The organism is Spirulina sp. CCY15215, assembly GCF_016888125.1.
GTDB lineage: Bacteria > Cyanobacteriota > Cyanobacteriia > Cyanobacteriales > Spirulinaceae > CCY15215.
On record NZ_JACSWA010000118.1, the window covers coordinates 1 to 1,498 of the forward strand.

Annotated in this window: 2 protein-coding genes and 1 pseudogene; all 3 read right to left on the minus strand. The window is 39.1% G+C overall.

Annotated features, from left to right (window positions below; genetic code table 11):
• Nucleotides 1–173: 173 nt before the first annotated feature.
• On the minus strand, nt 174–479 hold the full coding sequence (locus JUI58_RS00535; protein ID WP_204101801.1) for a hypothetical protein: 306 nt from the start codon (nt 477–479) through the stop codon (nt 174–176).
• A 188-nt stretch (nt 480–667) separates the two neighbouring features.
• A complete protein-coding gene (locus JUI58_RS00540) occupies nt 668–922 on the minus strand; it encodes a DUF433 domain-containing protein (protein WP_204101802.1) in 255 nt (84 codons plus the stop codon).
• A gap of 328 nt (nt 923–1,250) precedes the next feature.
• A pseudogene (locus JUI58_RS27465) lies at nt 1,251–1,498 on the minus strand (DUF433 domain-containing protein); the annotation flags it as partial.

Consider the following 1,498-nt stretch of genomic DNA (forward strand, 5'->3'; position numbering starts at 1 on the left):
CTCGTACAAATTGTTCGAGGTCTGGTTGCAGAGAAATTTCCATACAAATCCTCCAAAATCTAACTCAGCATAACATTTTTTTCACCTGCGCGATCGCCTCTCCTCCATTCCTCACCAGCGATAACGCAAGAACTGCGATCGCCTTTTTCTCTAATTTGTACTCTCTTCTAAAGTCAGAAATTGCGATCGCTAATTTGAAAAAGATAAAATGGTAAATTCGGATATTTTTTACGAGATAGCGCGATCGCATCCAATTCATTCTCAGCCAAACAATATTCTTGACTCTCCGGTTCAACTGCAATATACCAGTTATAGTGCGTTTCTATCAGTTCGTTTTTAACTTGTTCAAAAATTGGTTTGCAGCGCTGATAAAAGGCTTCTCGTTTTATCTTCCATTCTGCTTTCTGTTCTTCTGACCATTGAATTGCAGGAAATATTCTCCCTTGACCCACTTTCCGCGATGTTTTAGTTTCTACCATTGTTAAATCTCCCAACTACCTCGAATTCATCCCATAGATTAGCATAGCATTTTTACCGATCGGCGATCAAATTTATTGCTCCATCTCTGCTTTTAAATCCTCCCAAGAAACTTCCAATTCATTCTAAAAATATATCCTTTTATTTTAGCAGATCAAAATCAATCCAACTAATAGAATTTGCGCTTCACTCATCCCCTGATGGCGATCGTTGACCACGGACGAATTTGCTCACTAGCTAAGAAGACTGCATATTTCAAACAGGCTTTAATATCTTCTGTTTCTAGATAAGGATAAGCCTCTATAATGTCCTCTATTGTCATCTCGTTAGCAACCAAACTCAAAACCAAAGAAACCGTTATTCGCATTCCTCGGATGCAGGCACGTCCTCCCATTATTTGAGGATCAAAAGTAATACGATTGTAGATTGTTCGTGTTTTGCTCATGGAAACTTCCTCATTTCTTTTTTATTGTATCGTTTTTTGGATATAACGCGATCGCATCTCCTCCATTCTTTACCAGCGATAACGAAAGAAATGCGATCGCCTATTTTCAGTTTATTTCTCTTCATCATAACCGAAATTAACTTGCCAAATTTCACCGCGTTTCGGTTGACGAATCATATTCATAAAAGCGATCGCAATCTAAATTAGTCCATTCGCGCCATTGAGAATCTTCTTGATAATGGGGTTCTATTTTATCAGCTTGTTTTGCTAAAATGTGACGACGTTCCACAAGAGATAACTGTAAAAAAGATTGCCGATCGCTACTTTGTTTAACAATTTCTTCATTTTCTCGAATTGCCGTTTCAATTTCTTCTGAATTTGCCTCAGCATACGTCCAAGCATTAACCAGATCGATCGCGCTTAAACCAGGAAAAGCCGCTAGAATTTGCGCTTCACTCATCCCCTGACGGCGATCGTTCACCAATGACCAAACCGGAATTCTTGTTTTGCCAATACAAGCATCTCCTCCGCAAACTCCCGGTGTTTTTTGAATCCCCGAAAAAGATTGAGAAGCAA